This is a genomic window from Paraburkholderia sp. LEh10 (assembly GCF_017814945.1).
Lineage (GTDB): Bacteria > Pseudomonadota > Gammaproteobacteria > Burkholderiales > Burkholderiaceae > Paraburkholderia.
This window is the reverse complement of sequence record NZ_JAGIPX010000051.1, coordinates 20,987-36,953: the sequence shown is the minus strand read 5'-3', so window position 1 is coordinate 36,953 and position 15,967 is coordinate 20,987. Positions and strand designations below refer to the sequence as shown.

At 56.3% G+C, this 15,967-nt stretch carries 12 protein-coding genes and 2 pseudogenes; 10 read left to right on the top strand and 4 right to left on the bottom strand.

Annotated features, from left to right (window positions below):
• Window positions 1–312 precede the first annotated feature (312 nt).
• Complete coding sequence (locus tag J8I87_RS31855; RefSeq protein WP_209936145.1) at window positions 313–891, bottom strand: TetR/AcrR family transcriptional regulator; 579 nt, start codon at window positions 889–891, stop codon at window positions 313–315.
• 307 nt (window positions 892–1,198) lie between these two features.
• Between J8I87_RS31855 and J8I87_RS31850 the strand changes: the two genes are divergently transcribed.
• Complete coding sequence (locus J8I87_RS31850; protein WP_209936181.1) at window positions 1,199–1,891, top strand: response regulator transcription factor; 693 nt, start codon at window positions 1,199–1,201, stop codon at window positions 1,889–1,891.
• Between the two features lie 478 nt (window positions 1,892–2,369).
• On the opposite strand, the gene J8I87_RS31845 is transcribed toward J8I87_RS31850, so the two are convergent.
• Window positions 2,370–4,349 (bottom strand): ATP-binding protein, encoded by a 1,980-nt coding sequence (locus J8I87_RS31845; RefSeq protein ID WP_209936144.1) that lies wholly within the window; start codon window positions 4,347–4,349, stop codon window positions 2,370–2,372.
• Window positions 4,350–5,157: 808 nt separating this feature from the next.
• Here J8I87_RS31845 and J8I87_RS31840 point away from each other — a divergent pair.
• Window positions 5,158–5,463, top strand: coding sequence for a carboxymuconolactone decarboxylase family protein (locus J8I87_RS31840; protein WP_209936142.1), 306 nt, complete (start codon window positions 5,158–5,160; stop codon window positions 5,461–5,463).
• A 416-nt stretch (window positions 5,464–5,879) separates the two neighbouring features.
• On the top strand, window positions 5,880–6,386 hold the full coding sequence (locus J8I87_RS31835; RefSeq protein WP_209936141.1) for a YkgB family protein: 507 nt from the start codon (window positions 5,880–5,882) through the stop codon (window positions 6,384–6,386).
• A 470-nt stretch (window positions 6,387–6,856) separates the two neighbouring features.
• On the opposite strand, the gene J8I87_RS31830 is transcribed toward J8I87_RS31835, so the two are convergent.
• Window positions 6,857–8,776, bottom strand: coding sequence for an FAD-dependent oxidoreductase (locus J8I87_RS31830; protein WP_245254313.1), 1,920 nt, complete (start codon window positions 8,774–8,776; stop codon window positions 6,857–6,859).
• 536 nt (window positions 8,777–9,312) lie between these two features.
• Here J8I87_RS31830 and J8I87_RS31825 point away from each other — a divergent pair.
• The 4 genes and pseudogenes from J8I87_RS31825 to J8I87_RS31810 form a co-directional block, all read left to right on the top strand.
• Entirely contained in the window at window positions 9,313–9,753 is a 441-nt protein-coding gene (locus tag J8I87_RS31825) for an ACT domain-containing protein (protein ID WP_209936140.1), read from the top strand.
• Window positions 9,754–9,988: 235 nt separating this feature from the next.
• Window positions 9,989–10,606: a nitroreductase family protein gene (locus J8I87_RS31820; RefSeq protein WP_209936139.1), complete on the top strand. Its 618-nt coding sequence runs from the start codon at window positions 9,989–9,991 to the stop codon at window positions 10,604–10,606.
• A 29-nt stretch (window positions 10,607–10,635) separates the two neighbouring features.
• Window positions 10,636–10,911, top strand: a pseudogene (locus J8I87_RS31815) (carboxymuconolactone decarboxylase family protein); the annotation flags it as partial.
• Window positions 10,911–11,036: pseudogene (locus J8I87_RS31810) on the top strand (SDR family oxidoreductase); the annotation flags it as partial. The pseudogenes J8I87_RS31815 and J8I87_RS31810, both read left to right, overlap by 1 nt.
• A gap of 91 nt (window positions 11,037–11,127) precedes the next feature.
• Here the strand turns inward: J8I87_RS31810 and J8I87_RS31805 are convergent.
• The gene (locus J8I87_RS31805) at window positions 11,128–12,540 is read right to left on the bottom strand and encodes a PLP-dependent aminotransferase family protein (protein ID WP_209936138.1); all 1,413 of its coding nucleotides are present in this window, start codon (window positions 12,538–12,540) and stop codon (window positions 11,128–11,130) included.
• Window positions 12,541–12,626: 86 nt separating this feature from the next.
• Between J8I87_RS31805 and J8I87_RS31800 the strand changes: the two genes are divergently transcribed.
• The 3 genes from J8I87_RS31800 (at window position 12,627) to J8I87_RS31790 (ending at window position 15,899) form a co-directional block, all read left to right on the top strand.
• Window positions 12,627–13,043 (top strand): cupin domain-containing protein, encoded by a 417-nt coding sequence (locus J8I87_RS31800; protein ID WP_209936137.1) that lies wholly within the window; start codon window positions 12,627–12,629, stop codon window positions 13,041–13,043.
• A gap of 9 nt (window positions 13,044–13,052) precedes the next feature.
• Window positions 13,053–13,508, top strand: coding sequence for a carboxymuconolactone decarboxylase family protein (locus tag J8I87_RS31795; protein ID WP_209936135.1), 456 nt, complete (start codon window positions 13,053–13,055; stop codon window positions 13,506–13,508).
• Window positions 13,509–14,942: 1,434 nt separating this feature from the next.
• Window positions 14,943–15,899 carry an AraC family transcriptional regulator gene (locus tag J8I87_RS31790; protein WP_209936134.1) on the top strand — a complete coding sequence of 319 codons (957 nt, stop codon included), beginning with the start codon at window positions 14,943–14,945 and terminating at the stop codon, window positions 15,897–15,899.
• Window positions 15,900–15,967: the final 68 nt, after the last annotated feature.

Genomic DNA, 15,967 nt, shown 5'->3' with positions numbered 1-15,967 from the left:
TTCACAGACGGGCGCCCGAGCATAAGCGACTTCTTCCTGCGACACCTCCGACCGCAGCCCTTCTTCGGATATTTGAAATGACCGAACGCATCGCCTCTTTGATTAGACTTGCACCTGCAAGCACAGATTTCTCACGCTTTAGTTCGTCCGATCTCGGTTCGCTGAAAGCGCTCCAGGTAACATTAGAGGCGAAGCGCAGGACGCCCTTAGCGAGTCAGGCCTGTAATCGGCGGGGCGGATGGGGTCGCCGCACGCGTCCCTGCTGCCGCCCAACGCCCGGACGCTCACGAAAGAGCGTCTGCACAGAACGGGTCACCGATTCAAAACGAGGAGCGCCGAACGGGCAATACCTTCTAGAAGAGCACGGTTGGGGCGAACGCGGGCCAGTACGCGGATCCCAAGTAAAGCGCCTAATAAGAGGCGTGCCAGGTCAGCCGCAGGGAGCCCAGTCGACACTTCACCTTGCTCCTGCCCACCTGCTATCGCTCGCCTGAAAAACGCTTCTATCTCAACGAAAACATCTGACACGACTCCTTTGAGTTCTGTGTCTTCGTCGCTGAGCTCGAGGGCTGAATTCACCAGTAGACAGCCTTTTCGGCTCTTGTCTTTTATGGAATAGTTGACGATATCTTTGAAAAATTCATCTATCGCATGTACGGTAGACTGACGTTCGCGAATGACGCGACCTTCGATACCTGTCTCAATGTAGCGTGCGAGCGCCATCTTGAAAAGGGCGCGCTTATCGCCGAACGCGTTGTAGAGACTGGCGCCCGTAATCCCCATCGCGGACGCCAATTCACGAACCGACGTAGACTGGTAACCATGGAGCCAAAAATGGTCCACTGCCGCGTCAAGCGCGGCTGCCTCATCGAATTCTCTGGGGCGCGCCATTCAAACTATCCTCTAGTGTTTTCTGCAGAAGGCAATGCGGTTTGCGATATTGCCCCATTATAAGTGCCTCTGCAGTGAGCCGGTCACCGAGCTAGCCAATCAACCGCACTGCCGCATGGGTAAAGCTGCGATAGTCTGACACAATTTGTCGGACTTCCATTCGTCCACGGTCCGTCCCATGGGTTAGCTATGCCCCACAGGTAGCAAGGGTTACGATGTCGTGTAATACTCCATTGCCAGAGAAGAGCCCATCCCCGGCGTCGGCAACCGTCCGCGTACCGTCAACTGTAATTCAAAGGAAGAAATGATGTTCGCCCGTTCCCATTCGCCCCAACGAACGCTTGCAGGCAGAACAGAGCCCGAACACGAGTCGATCGTATACGTCGTCGACGATGACGAGCCGACGAGGCAGTCTTTGAGCGCCCTTTTCCGTTCCGTGGGTCTGCGCGCGGAGACGTTCGGGTCAGCGGCTGAATTCCTGTTATTTTCCAGGCCGGAGTTACCTAGTTGTCTCATCCTCGACGTGAGGCTGCCCCACGAGAGCGGGCTGGAGCTTCAACAGCAGCTTGTAAAAATGGGACTATCAACTTCCATCATTTTCATCAGCGGGCACGGCGATATTCCGATGACTGTTCAAGCCATGAAGGCTGGCGCATTGGACTTCCTGGCTAAACCGTTTCGAGACCAGGATATTCTGGACGCCGTCGCATCAGCATTGCGCCACGACGCCGAGCGTCTGTCAAACGAACGCTCGATGGCAGACTTGCGCTATCGTTACGATTCAATGAACGCCAAAGAACGGGCGGTGATGGGCTATGTTGTCGCTGGGCTCATGAACAAACAGATCGCCGCCGAAATGAATCTAAGTGAAATCACAATAAAAACACACCGCGCTCATGCCATGAAAAAAATGGCGAGCCGCACGCTGGCGGAGTTCGTCCGCATAGGGGAGATTCTCGGTATCGAGCCGGACCGTCAGTTTCTATCGAAACGCGACTGATTGCTAAGGCCCGTGATTTCTGATACGCAGGTATGCTCCCTTTCATCGCGGCAATACTTTAAGTTGCCAGGATATCTTACGAATCGCGAAGTGGCATGTCGGGCAGGCGTTTTCTGCTGTTCTCCGTTGCCCGAGGATTGACGTTGCGCGAAACCCCGATTTCGGTCACCGACGTTGACGGATCCCTTAAACTGGCCACCGCGAGCCTGTGTCTCGCTAACGCCGGGACGTTCGCGTCAGTGCAGGTTTTGCTTTCATGCGGAGTACTTGAACAAAGCGAATGCGCCGCATCCGGCTTCAAGACGCCGCCCCTGAGGGGATCAACATGCCGTTGATGCTAAATCAGCAAGTTCACACAATCCCGGCATATTCATCGCCGCGTTCCGGAGCTACTCGGCTTGGAAGGCACGATCTCGAATCGTGCAAGTTGTTATCTTGAGAAGCCGGTTGATGCGCGGACGTTTGAAAACGTATTGAATCAAGTACCAAATCCAAGCTGGGCGGAAGCCCACCCTCCAGCTTCGGGCAGCCATACTTCGAACCGCGTTCCGTGAGGAGTCGACGGTTCGACGGCAAGGCGCCCTGCATGCGCCTCCACTATCGACCGGCATATCGGCAGGCCCATGCCCATGCCATGCGACTTCGTTGTGACAAATGGCGCAAAGATGTAATCAGCGGAACCCTCCTCGATGCCCACTCCAGTGTCCTCGATTACGAGTCTCACGAGCCCCTCGACGGTCGAACTCCCCAGCAGCAGGCGACGTTCGCGATCGGTGATCTCCTGCATTGCCTCAATCGCATTGACTACCAGATTGAGGACTACCTGCTGTATCTGGATCTTATCGCCCCACACGAGACTCGTACCGGGGACGGTATTCGTCTCGACTCGAATAGCGTGCTTTTCAAGCTGAGTCCTTGTGACCAACAACACTTCGACGACTGCATCGTGCATGTCGAACGCTGAAAAGGAAGGAGCAGATCGTTTGACCAGTGCTCGCAGGCTGCGCACCACGTCATGCGCGCGAGTACTGTCGGATTGAATCCTCTGCAACGCCTCCTCGACTTCGGAGAAGTCAGGCTCGTCGAGTCTCATGAATCTCAAAGCCGCGCCGGCACTCGTTGCTATTGATACTAGCGGTTGACTAACTTCGTGTGTAACAGACGCGACTAGCTGCCCCATCGTCGTAAGGCTTGCCACCCGCGCGAGTTCCTCCCTCGAATCCCGGAGCTCCTGTTCCGCAGCTTCGCGCAGCGCGTTGCTCTCCTGAGTCTCTGCGTAGAGTCGTGCGTTTTCGAGCGAGATTGCGGCTTGCGACGCAAACACTTCAAGCAGTGTCGTCTTTTCCTCGCTGAATGCGCCCGAGATGAGATTGTTCTCAACATACAGTATTCCGACGAGCTCAGACTGTTTCAGCAAGGGCAAGCACAGCACCGACCGCAGCCCTCGTTGGCTAACATAAGGATCCTCTGCAAAATCACCACAACGGGACGCGTCACCGAGCAGCACTCTCCGTCGAGTCCTTGCGACGCACATGAATATTCCGAGAGGGAGTTCAACGTCCTGGAGCTGACGCGATTCGATGACATGCACGATACCGTGCAAAGACGTTCGCGCTTCGGCTTCTATCCGGAATTCCCCTTTCCGGTGAAGCGCTACCGCGCACCTCTCCGCTCCAGCGTGCGCGAGCACATTTCCGATAAGGACTTCGAGGAGTCTGGAGAGTACGATTTCGCTAGAAAGCGCATGAGATGCCGTGATTATCGCTCTGGTATCCCGGTGCTCCCTCCACGTATCGTTCGCGGGTTTCTTCCGCTCAGGATGGGTAGTCCGCGTTAGGCGAGACTCGATCTCTTGCGCCTTCCCTTCCGCGCCCCAATGGAGGTAGGCATAGCGGGCATCTCTCAGCAATGTCTCGGCGACAACCGAAAGTTCCTGAGCTGAGTAAAAACTCGCCGCAGCTTCGAGTGCGACTGCCTCATTGTGAACGAACTCTTGCTTGCGGCTAAGCTCGATCGCCTTTTCATATAACGATTGCGCATCACTTGTCCGACCCTGTACCCTCGCCAGCTCCGCTGCCACCAATGCCGCGCGATCGGCAAAATTATCAGGACATGACTGCGCCAGCAACTCCAGGTAATCATTGTGCTCTTCCAGCGCGCGGAGGTGCGCTTCACGCACCCGTTCTTCCGTCGCCCTTGAGAACGCAGCCGCTCGACAGAGCGCGCCGTAATAAGAGACGTCTGCGGCCTCGACGTGTGCGAGGGTGGCGCTGAGCAATCCTTTCGCTTTTTGTTCAGCTTGCAGGGCGCCCTCCCAATCACGAAAAAGGACGCAATTCTGAAGGCGATGTACCCAGAATGCGAATGCGCCGGTGCTCGCGAACGCAGCGCCATCAATAAGATTCTCACTCCAGTCCGACTCTAGGCCGCTGGCCTCGAACGTCTGAATGTAGTTCATATGGTATGCAACCCAAGGAATATAGATCCGCACGTCAATCAACCGACCGGTTGATCGTCCCACTCAGTTCCGGCGCGCGATAACGCACAGACGTGCTCGAGAAGTCGCTAACTGAACCCTGACCCGCCCCGAACACCGTCGCGCTACCCCAAGCTGTGAGCCACGCCTTTAGCGCGCCAGTTGATGAGAGTATTTCGCGGTGCCAGATCACGATGCACGACGCGTCGCCCCAACCAGAAGGAGTCTCTCTCGCCGCTCCACTTTCGGTACAGTTCAATCTGACCTGTCCGAAGCAGAGTCGTATCGAGCATGGCAGATTCGTTCATGTTGGCTTGGCAGATATCAATTGCGGTCTCGTCTACCGCATCTTTCCTCTAGACGAGCAGCCATTTTATTCGATGCGTTCTAAAATGGTAGAAGCTTTTCTCTGTCACCATTTTTTTAGAAACCAAACGATTGCGTGAGAATCACCCGCGTCACTTTCTTACATTAGCATTACGCCAGGAGCACCGCGCCGACCGTCACGTCGCCGATACCTGACATCGCGTCTCCGACGCCATCGAACCAGCTTAATTGGAAGACCTTCTCCCGCTTCAATGAGGCGGTACCTACACGTCAACAAGCGCACGTTCGATATATTTTCGATACACCAACGTATGTTTGTAGGTAGCCGCACATGGTCATATGATCCCGTTGAGGAGAACAGCACCAGTAGACTCGGTGCTCAATCGCGTTTTCTCGATATGTGATCAATCGTCGAAAGCGCGGAGGCTTAACAGACGCTGCTTCGTTGCGTTAGGAGATGAACATGTTGGAAATGTCAAATCTGAACCGTCTTCAAAAGCTTGAAGAACATGCATGCGCAGGAATGGCGGCGTTCTGGGCGTTTGATAAAGCCGCCTTTGAGGAAGGCGCCCTGTCCGTTCAGACGAAGCAATTGATTGCGGTTGCTGTCGCACTAACCACACAGTGTCCGTATTGTATTGAGCTTCACACAACTGCCGCGCGGGACGCCGGTGCAACTAGCGCCCAGTTGGCTGAAACCGCGGTGGTGGCAGCCGCAATTCGCGCAGGCGGCGCGATCACCCACGCCACTCACCTGATGCGGGAGTAACGGGCGTTTCTCACCGGCACGCACTTTTTACGCCAGAAGATTCTGTTGTTGACCCGTATCCCGCAGCTATGCGTTACCTCCTTGCACACGAGAATCGCTAGGCTGCGTCATTCTCTGGATACGACGATCGCTCGTCATTGCTCGGATTCGTCCCTGCGGGTCCATCTGGACATCAAACGATACTTACGTATGTTTGTTAATCGTGAAGCGGGGGGATATCATTTTTCTATCTGATGCTCACTGAGCACTCCGACGTATAACAGGCACGGATCGATTTGGGCATCAGGATGACGTTCAGTTTGCTGGGTCGTCTCGCCAAGGGTCGATTTATCAACGCACGCCCGGCTTACAACAGAACCATAAGGCGTTGGCTCCTTCGGCCAAATTTTCAAACCAAATCTAATGGAGCGGAAGATATGCTTAAGAATGTACACGTCGCCGAGAAGTATGACACTTCGGTCTGGCCACTCGGGTTCCTTCGTTGGGCGTTGGTGGTCATATTCCTCTGGTTCGGTTGCATGAAGTTCACTAGTTACGAGGCTCACGGGATCTCTTCGTTTATCGTACATAGTCCGATCATGGGTTGGCTTAACACCCTATTCGGCGTCCAAGGTGCAAGCGATGTCATCGGCTTCCTCGAACTGTCGACGGCTGCCGCCCTGATCCTTGGCGCATTTGTCCCGATCTTTTCGGCCCTTGGCGCTGCGATGTCATGCGCGACTTATATCGTCACCTTGACGTTTATGTTTAGCACCCCTGGCGTAACCGCCGCCCCCTTGGGCGGCTTCCCGTGGCTATCAGGCGATGTCGGGCAATTCCTGCTTAAGGACCTTGTTCTTCTCGCGGCGTCTGCCTGCCTTCTGATGAAATCAATTCAATTGGCACCGAGCGGCGCTCCTGACGCGGCAGCAATGTCTCGATAGCTTAATAGACCAATGGCATCCCTTATGCCAGTTAGTCTGAAACAAATCTGGTGTCTATGCCAAGGAATGGCGTAGACACCAGACGCGCATGGGCGGGCGCCGCACCTCCAGAACGAACGCTGCTGCGAGTTCAGGATCGAAACCGGACGCGCGACCGCCTACGGGCGGCGAAATCGCCGCCGCGCGGAAGCCTTGGGGCGTTACGCATCAGGTGGATGAGGCAATATCGAACCCCGCACCACACGTGCGGTTGCGCTGAACTGCGTCGGCCAACCGGTGCCGACAAACAGTTCCATACCTGAGCAAAAGCCAATGTCTGAGATGACAGTGCGGAACTGACTCCCTTTCTCGACACCTTCAACGCGTCATCGAGGCAGATTACAGCACAAAAGTGTGTGTTGCCATGACGCGCACTTAAGAACCCATCAGGATTTTCAACCCCAGCTATAAGATAGCCCTGCGCGATATGTTCAATGCACACTCATTCGCGTGAGCATCGCGTGAATTTCCGACACGACCGCCGCACCCTCTCCGACCGCGGTCGAGACTCGTTTGATAGACGAGGAGCGCACGTCACCTATCGCGAAAACACCAGGCACATTGGTCTGAAATGTGAGACAACCAGTAGGATCGGACGACGCTGCAGCCTTCGTTAAAACAAATCCTCTATCGTCAACTTCTACTTCGCATTCGCGAAGCCACTTGGTATTTGGATCGGCACCGGTGAACAGAAAGAGATGCCTCGTCGCAATGGACGCATTACGCCCCTCCGCCTTCACCGCCAGGCTGCAGAGTCCGTCTTCATCGGTGGACGCTGATTCGATCGTCATGCGTGTGTGGATCGTCACATTGCGTAGCGCCATTACGCGATCGATCAGATATCGAGACATACTTTCTTCAAGCCCTTGGCGCCTCACGAGTACGTGGACATGGCTAGCATAGTTCGAGAGGTACACGATTGCCTGCCCGGCTGAATTTCCGCCTCCGACAAGTACAACTTCTGCCCCCTGACAAAGCTTCGCCTCGACCGATGAGGCCCAATAATAGACGCCTTTCGCGGTCTCCAAATCCAGACCACGGATGTCTGGACGACGATACGAGGCCCCGCTGGCAATCACGACTGAGTGTGCACGGACCAAACGGCCGCCGGTGAGATGCACTGCAAGCGGCGACGCCGCGCACTCCAGCTTCAAGATTTCTGATGGAATCGAAATCTCCGCACCGAACTTTACTGCCTGCATAAATGCCCGGTAGGCCAATGCCTGCCCCGAAATTCCAGCGGGAAAGCCCAGATAGTTCTCGATACGTGCGCTGGCCGCAGCCTGTCCGCCAGCGCCATGTGAGTCGAATACCATGACGGACAGGCCTTCTGATGCCGCATATACTGCGGCAGCCAATCCGGCTGGCCCCGCCCCGACTATCGCGACATCGAAAATCTTCGTCGGAGTCAACTCTGGCAAAAGCCCCAGCCTTTCAGCCAAGGTAGCCTCGTCAGGACAACGCAGTATGGTTCCGTCTGGGAGCACCACAATTGGCGTTGATTCCCGCCAATCCGGAAGCTTTGAAAGGACGCTGACGGTTTCCGCATCACTCTCGGTGTCGACCACCCGGTATGGATGATTTACCCGCCGAAAAAAACCCTCGAGCGCCAAGGTCTTGGTGTCTGTCGCCGGTCCGATGAGTACCGGGCCGCTGCCCTCCTGGACCAGCTCTGCGCGACGCAGTATGAGGGCGCGCATGATGATCTCCCCAAGCTGTGCTTCTTCAATCAACAGCATGCGCACCTGCGCAGGTGAGATCAGAATCGCGCAGACATCGTTGACCGCGTATCCATCTACAAGATGTGGCTTTCCCGTCAGCTGCGCTGTCTCCCCAACGAATTGTCCTTCGCCTAGCTCAGCCAAAAATTGTGATTGCCCCAGCCCATCTCGCCTGGTAAGCAAGACATTGCCACGCAATATAATTCCCATCCCGAGTCCCGGTTCGCCAGCGCGGAACATGGTGTCGCCCCCGTTCCAAGACTCCACCGTACCAAACCTACGTACCCGTTCGACGTCTGAATTGCTGAGTCGGGGAAACATCTGTGGGCGACGTTGCTTGAGTGCAGCCCCTCTTGCCCCGTGCCCTTCCTCGTGCGCGCGACTGCGGTTAAGGTAATAGCCATAATTTGCAGAGCGTCCCTCAGGCGCATTCCGCGATGTGACCGGTACATGATCCGTCGGTGCATTTGAGATGTAGCGACCATAATTTGCGGAAACACCGTGCTCGAGGACAGGGGGCTCCGAGGCGGTATCAGAAAAGTCGTTCGTCCCGCCAGGCGACTGTTCATTCGTAGCATTTTTCGAAGCCTTGGATTCCAGGTCGAACGGGGATTCCTCGTCTGCATTCATAGAGCCTCTGGTTGATGGACTTTCGCCCTTGAGACCGGGCCCGTAACGGAGAGCTAGTGGAAGTTGTCCCGGACCCACACCCCAAAAAGAGCCACTGTGACTCTCAATGCTGTGCCACGCAACGACGTGTCACAGCGTTGATCATCTCTTGAGCCGATCATTCTGCCTGACAGTGAAACCGCCGCGGTCGTCATGATCCGGATCGCTACAGTCTTGCGCATGCCGAAGATTCCGGCAAGGCCGTTGAGGTATCGGGTTCATATCCTCAGGTATGAGCCAACAATACGCTTGCTCTTTGTACACTGATCGGATACGCCACTCCGCCGAACAACGTCGACAGGTTCCAGATTGGGATCGGTCAGTTTTCCTGACAGCGCACCTTCTGTGCAACCTTCAGCATCCGATCGGGCCAGAAGTGAGCTCCTAAGCCATCTGGTGGCAATCCCACTTAATGGCCATATGTATGGCCAATGCTTCACGGCTATCAGCCAGACCGCTACTCATCGTGCGATTTGGTCTTTTTGGGATATCAGAACATGCACGAGAGTACTACGAATCTAACGACACTCATCGCCTCTATGTCTCCGGTCCTCAATCAGGAGCGCGTCGCGTTTGTAAGTCTTGCTTTGGGTGAAAGAGCTCCTGAAGGCATCCCGGGCAGCGCGATTATCGGGACTTTTCGGGAGCAAGAAGGACTAACTGTTTTTGTGGAACTGGGCGTAGCGGAGCGATTCAATTTAGAGATTACGTTTCGCGCAGCATGGATAACTTTGCTGCTTCGCTCGGACCTGACTTCCGCTGGGCTAACGGCTCTGTTTTCCGGTGCCCTAGGCGCTGTCGGGATCAGCTGCAATGTAGTCGCCGCAACCTATCACGATCACATCTTTGTTCCGCTCGAGGCAGCCGATGATGCGATGTGTGTCCTTGAGCAACTCCAGCGCGATGCCGCGAACCAGTCCGGTGCGACACTGCAATAAACCGTGACGCGCTGCTTGGGGCGGCCGTCCAGCAACTACAGACCACGTCAGGTGCAGCAGCGAAGTGCGTCGATATGCTTCACGCGCGAATCTTGCTAAGCAGGACCAGTCGCAACCGGGTCATCCATAGAGCAATCACCCGAAGCATAGGAGGAAACACCACGTCGAAACCTAATCAGGTGCCCCCACTGCGGAAGTACTGTTGCCCCCTCAACTTATAACCAACGGAACCACCATGACCAATGCCGTCATCGAATGTATCCTGAGCCGTAGCGCCGCCAAGTACTACGATCCCGCCGCCACCCTGAGCGACGATCAGATTCGCGAACTGGTGCGTATCGGCACCTCGGCGCCCACGTCCTTTCACTTGCAGAACTGGCGCTTCATCGCCGTCCGCACACCCGAAGCCAAGGTAAAGCTCAGTCCGATTGCCTGGAATCAGCCCGCGATCACCGATGCTGCCGTTACCTTCATCGTCTGCGGCCAACTGGCCGATTCCAGCGTGATACCCGATCGCCTGGCTCCTCTGGTGGAAGCCGGCGTCATGCCACCAGAGATGGTGCCGGAATGGGAAATCCCGGCGCGCGGCCTGTACATGGAATACCCGCAGCGCCAGCGAGACGAGGCCGTGCGCAGTGGCACCTTTGGGGCGGCAGCGATGATCTATGCGGCCCGCTCGCTAGGACTGGGTTCTACGCCGATGATCGGCTTCGATGCCGAAGCCGTGCACCGCGAGTTTGGTCTGGCCGACGATGAAGTGCCGGTCATGTTGTTGACCGTAGGTGCAGAGCGTCCCGGAAACTGGGCACAGAAGCCACGCCGTCCCGTGGCCCATGTGCTGCATCTCGTATAAGTTGAACAAGTCCCCGAAGGAATACCAAGATGCCGAGAACTACTGCTCTAACGCCGGAACAAGTGCCGGCCGATTCGAAAGCGACGCTCGATGCGTTCACAAAGAACATCGGGTTCACCCCGACGATGATGGCGACTTTCGCGCAGAGCCCCATCGCGTTCAACGCCTGGGCGACCCTGCTCGGCTCCTTGAGCAAGACCCTCGACGTTAAGACGCGCGACAGCATCGGCCTGGCTGTCTCTGAGGTGAATGCCTGCAACTACTGCCTGACAGTTCACAGTTTCACGGCCCAGCATATGGCGAAGCGCATCCATTGGGACGCATGGGCGACATGAGCGATATCGCTAACGCAATTCTCTTTCTTGATTCCGCACCATTTGTCACAGGCGAAATCCTGCACGTCGACGGCGGCCTGAGCGCCGGTCATTAGCCGTTTGCCGGGCACAGCAAGCCGGTCGACATCTACGCGCTTGCACCAGCAGGCGATGGGGCGAAAGAAAGCCTTCGGGCAAGCGGCGCGCCTACGAGAACTTCCGGATCAGCTGTTGCAAACGATCACACGCATTCGGAACTTGCCGTTCAATCGCAGTGGCTACGCCGAGGAGGAGTCCCGATCGCTGTGTGTCCTCGGAGCAATACCATCGTGATAAAGGCCCCGGCGCAAGCCCGTAGGCATATGCTTCCCGGACGATCCTCTTATCGTCCACGCCATCTGCGAGCCTGAGCACCACTGCAAGTCCGGATGGATAGACCTCCAACCCCTTGGCTTCCAGAGCCGCCAGAACCACGTTGCTTCGGCTCGCATAGATTCGCTTCATCCGGCGCAAATGGCGCATATAGTGTCCATCTCGCATGAATTCCGCGGTCGCAAATTGCACGGCCGGACCGGGAGCGGTGGCAAGACAGGCCACGACTTCTTCAAACCGCGACACGAGGGAAGCAGGCGCAACGATGAACCCGAGCCGAAGTGTCGGGCTGATGGTCTTACTGAAAGACCCTATATGAATCACCCGGCCCGCTCGATCCAGCGATGCAAGGGCTGGCGCCGCGCGCCGTCTCAGCTGAAGTTCACCCAGGTAATCGTCTTCAATGATCCAGGCATCGGCATTCCTTGCCCATTCCAGGAGTCGAACGCGTCGGGCAAGCGACAATGTCGGGCCTAAAGGCGCCTGCTGTCCGGGGGTTACGAGAGCGATCGCAGCGTCGGGTGCGTGCCGTTCGCCGTAGGCGACGTCGAGCCCCCCTTCGTCTACCGGAACGGGAACCGTCTCGAGCCGCGAAAGCTCCAATGCCATGCGACTGGGGAGAAATCCCGGGTTCTCGACCCATGCCTTTCGACCTTCCGGTTGTATCACTCGGAGTGCAACACCAAGCGCCCCTGTAAACCCTCCCGAGATGAAGATTTGCGAGGGCAAACATTCGATCCCACGCGACAAAGCCAGATGGGCCGCGATTTCTCGCCGCAGTTCATGTTCGCCGCGTGGGTCCGGATAGGACGCGAGCGCTTCGACCTCCTCACGTGCCGCACGAGCTCTGAGCCGAGCAAACAAGCTACGAGGGAAACAGTCCGACGCTGGTACCCCATTTTGAAAGATGGCAGACCCGGGCAGGAAGTGTTGATATAAGGCAGATGGTTGATTCGTCTCGATGGAACGCGCGGGTTCCGCGGAAGGACGCGCCATGCCCGTATGGTCGGAGACTCTGGTCCCGCCGGCGCGAGATGAAACGACCAACTGCGCATCGGTCAGCCGCTCATACGCTGTCCGGACAGTGCCGCGTGCCACTCCGAGCTGCGTAGCCAAGTCCACCCACGACGGCAGCCTGGCACCAGGAACGAGTATTCCATTTTCGATCGCACCAATGATGCCCAGTCGGATCTGCTCTGACAGCGAGGTCTTGGACGCACGGTCAAGCGTCAGATTCAGAATAGTCATCGCCCATGGTCCAATAAAAATTTACGTTCTTGGTTCTTTTCGGTGGACTTGTAACAGTTCATGATTCTAGTGTTAAGGAGCTGATCATGAAAGTTCATCGCATTCTTTCGTCTCTTGTCGTCGCCATGAGTTTGGGCTTTGCCGGTGCCGCCGCGGCTCACGACGTCAGCGAAACGGTCAAGCCGAATTTCTCAAGGGCGCTACCGAATATTCCCGGGAAATCTCTAACGGCCGTGGAAGTCGTCTACGCGCCCGGTGGCGCCTCACAGCCTCACACGCATGCCAAATCGGCATTCATTTACGCATACGTCGTTTCGGGCAGCGTGGTCAGCAAAGTGAACAACGAGCCTCAGCACGTCTACAAGGCAGGTGAGAGCTTCTTCGAGGAACCCGGTTCACTACACGCGGTGAGCCGCAATGCGAGCAAGACAAAGCCGGCGAAGTTACTCGCAGTCTTCGTTGTCGATTCGGATGATAAGCAACTGACGACCAACGTCAAGTAGGAGAGTGAAATGAGACTGGACTACATCAAAACATCGCCAGGCGGTGTGAACGCGTTCGGCGGCGTTTATGGCTATATTTTGGAGTCGGGGCTTGAAGACGTTCTCGTCGATCTCGTCTACCTGCGTGTGAGTCAGATCAATGGCTGCGCCTACTGCCTGGACATACATACCCGTGACCTGATCAAAAAGAATGTTACACCAGCGAAGCTAGCCCTCGTGCAAGCCTGGCGTGAGGCCGAACCTATGTTCACTGGCCGTGAACGAGCCGCGCTTGCGTGGGCGGAGTCAGTGACCCTTGTAGCCGATACCCATGTACCGGATGATGACTTTACTGCCGTCGCCGCAGTGTTCAGCAACAAAGAGCTCGCTGACCTCACAATGGCCATTAGTTTGATGAACGCCTATAACCGCCTCGCCATCAGCTTTCGTCGCACGCCTGACTCCGTGTTGTCAGCGAAAGGCTGACGCCGTCGCTATCGAATATCGAGCGGAAATTCCGAGAAACGCTTCTAATCGACGGGGCGTTTCTCCATTACGCTCCAAGGCCGCCTCACCATCACGGTTTTTTTGCATCTTCAGAGAGGATCAAGGGCGATAAAGAGGTACGGATGGCACCGGATCATCGCGTAAAGTATCTGAACGAGTCAATCGGCACCGGTTAAAAAGGCCGTTTTGACGGGAGCGAGAAGCTCATCCAGCCGACAGCGCAATACAGACGTATATATCGGTCGTGCACTACCCTACCGCGCAGTCAGACCGAACACCGAACGCAGAGAGTACGAGCATTGATTATCTTCACCGGTAGCAAATCTATACGCGGGTATCTGAAACAGAGACTTTGATTTCGTTGCGCTGGTGACGTATTCAAAGTTAAATCGAACCTAAGACAGCAGGTTCGTTGCGAAGCTGATTTGCGCGATCGTCGACCGAGAGATTGCGGAAAAAACAACGAGGCTGAGTTGGCCTGCCGTTGATCGAAATTCGTCTTGACGTAAATGAATACGCTTGGTCGATGGAGGAGTCGACATGTGCCGATTGCACCGACTAATGCATTCCGGGAATGCGTTCTCGCTCTGCAGCAGGCCGTCAACAGGATTCCGCGGACGGCGATCTCGACAGTGGGTCGCCAAACGATCATTGGCAAAAACCGGGAAACCATCCATGGCACTTTCAAATTCAGAACGACAAAGACAGTATCGGGAGAGGCGGCTTGGCGTTGGAGGAAAACATGAACGTATCAGTTGCCTCGTATCTATTGCTACGAAGCGAAGTCTAGAACGTCTCGCATTTCATTTCGATCGTACGATTACTGGCACGATTGAGATGCTGATTAACGAGAGGACAAATGAGGTGCTTAGTCAGCTTGACGAAGATGGACAGCACCGCTTCTTTTCACAAGGATTTGTGTCAGAGGATGCATAGAGAAACAATCGGGCGCGATGAAGCAGATTTCGTGAACCTACAACGTCTGTCGTTAAAAAACAAAGCAAGTAGATTCCCCGCAAGGCAGCGAAATGTGGTCGCCCCAATGAGATTCATCGCGCACTCTTCATTGCCGCTGGCAGGATGACCGATAAAGACTGCGATCGCGCCCAAATCGCGTCGTCGAATCAAGGCGACAGTCCGATCGGAGCGACCAGCCTAAGAAGCTGACCACGGACGACGCGACGCTTGTTGCGAGGCTCCACGAGCCCGGTGGGCTATAGCATCTAGTCAAAACTTGCAATGCCATCATTTTAAGCGCGCCGTTTCTTTCTGGGCGAGCAGCTTGCCAGGTTCAAGGCGAGACGCAAAACCCTGCGATGCGTTCGCCGCCGGCACGAAATGGAAGAACCAGATTGTCGCTGGCTATCAAAGCCCGCTGGCAGGATGTTAGAGCGTTTCAATTTCCGAGGTCCTATGTCACAAGTCGACTGGCTGAGCCATCTCCTGCAAATGATCACCATCGCCGGCCAGCTGGAAGTACGCTGCGCCTATGGCGCGCCCTGGCAGGTGGCCTGGGCCAAGTCCGCCGCCCACGAAATTCCGTACCACGTCGTGCTAAAGGGCCGGGCCATTATCGAGGATCCGGAGGCAGGAACCACCAGGGAACTGGTGGGCGGAGACATCGTGCTGTTGACTCGCGGGTCAGCGCACGTGCTTCACGATGGCAGCGGGCATGCACCAGGCCCTACCTACAATCGCCAAAGTTCTGCAGGATGGACGCTCAGCCAGAACGATGGTGATGGCGAGCATCTGGACATGTTATGCGGCCGATTTTTCATCGGACCGCCCCACGACCGGCTGATTCGAGATTACCTCCCGACAAATCTGGTGGTACGGGCGGCGGCCGGACCCGTTGAACAGGGGCTCACGTCTGCGTCGAACCACCTGGCCAGTCTCGTAGCGCTGATGCGCGAGGAATCCGCCAGCGACAAACCGGGCGGGCTCGCCATCCTCAACGCCCTTTCTTCAGCGCTGTTCACGCTCACGCTGCGCGCGGCGAGTGAATCCGAGCAGGCCCCCGTAGGCCTACTCGCGCTTGCTGGCCATCCACGACTGGCGCCCGCCATTTCCGCCATTTTCAGCGACCCAGCGCGGCCCTGGAACATACCTGATCTGGCCGACTTGTGCGGCATGTCACGCGCCACCTTCATGCGGCAGTTTCAGGACAAGCTCGGACGCTCGGCCAACGAAATGCTCACTGACATCCGCATGAGCCGGGCTGCCAATGAGCTCAAGAAGCCGGCGATGACCACCGAAGCCGTGGCTGACTCAGTCGGGTACCGATCCGTGGCGGCATTTCGGCGCGCATTCACCGACAAGATGGGCATGACGCCGGGGCAATGGCGCAGTCAGGCGCTCGACGGCCGGTAACGCGCGTCTCCTTCGATCTGGCACGGATGAGGCGCTAGCAAGGCTGTCGCCGCGATTCGTCCGCACAG

Coding starts and splice junctions, on each gene's coding strand:
- J8I87_RS31795 (WP_209936135.1), top strand. CDS start 13,053: ATGAGACTGGACTACATCAAAACATCGCCAGGCGGTGTGAACGCGTTC.
- J8I87_RS31840 (WP_209936142.1), top strand. CDS start 5,158: ATGTTGGAAATGTCAAATCTGAACCGTCTTCAAAAGCTTGAAGAACAT.
- J8I87_RS31830 (WP_245254313.1), bottom strand. CDS start 8,776: ATGAATGCAGACGAGGAATCCCCGTTCGACCTGGAATCCAAGGCTTCG.
- J8I87_RS31855 (WP_209936145.1), bottom strand. CDS start 891: ATGGCGCGCCCCAGAGAATTCGATGAGGCAGCCGCGCTTGACGCGGCA.
- J8I87_RS31790 (WP_209936134.1), top strand. CDS start 14,943: ATGTCACAAGTCGACTGGCTGAGCCATCTCCTGCAAATGATCACCATC.
- J8I87_RS31825 (WP_209936140.1), top strand. CDS start 9,313: ATGCACGAGAGTACTACGAATCTAACGACACTCATCGCCTCTATGTCT.
- J8I87_RS31835 (WP_209936141.1), top strand. CDS start 5,880: ATGCTTAAGAATGTACACGTCGCCGAGAAGTATGACACTTCGGTCTGG.
- J8I87_RS31800 (WP_209936137.1), top strand. CDS start 12,627: ATGAAAGTTCATCGCATTCTTTCGTCTCTTGTCGTCGCCATGAGTTTG.
- J8I87_RS31845 (WP_209936144.1), bottom strand. CDS start 4,349: ATGAACTACATTCAGACGTTCGAGGCCAGCGGCCTAGAGTCGGACTGG.
- J8I87_RS31805 (WP_209936138.1), bottom strand. CDS start 12,540: ATGACTATTCTGAATCTGACGCTTGACCGTGCGTCCAAGACCTCGCTG.
- J8I87_RS31850 (WP_209936181.1), top strand. CDS start 1,199: ATGTTCGCCCGTTCCCATTCGCCCCAACGAACGCTTGCAGGCAGAACA.
- J8I87_RS31820 (WP_209936139.1), top strand. CDS start 9,989: ATGACCAATGCCGTCATCGAATGTATCCTGAGCCGTAGCGCCGCCAAG.